Origin of the sequence: Blastococcus sp. CCUG 61487 (assembly GCF_005222955.1) — a bacterium.
Classification (GTDB): Bacteria; Actinomycetota; Actinomycetes; order Mycobacteriales; family Geodermatophilaceae; genus Blastococcus.
The window spans coordinates 6,000-6,262 of sequence record NZ_LWUA01000065.1 but is presented as its reverse complement, the minus strand read 5'-3'; positions in this window follow the sequence as shown (position 1 = coordinate 6,262).

Here is a 263-nt window from a genome sequence, read left to right as displayed (position 1 = left end):
CTCCGCCGCGGTGCTCGACGCACCCGTCGACCTCGTCCTCGCGGTCAGCGAGGCGCGCAGCGCGCATTCCGCGGGCTCCATCGGCGGCCCGGCCGTCGACCCCGGCACCGAGCCCGACTGAGGCTCCGGCCCGAGCGGCCCTGCACCGCCCCGGTGCGCCACGGGGGGCGCATCACGACCGAGTGCGGTCGCCCCAGGCAACCACTTCCGCTCCATCCGAGGCCCTCGCGCCTCTCCGCTCCACCCCGCGTGCCCGGTCCACG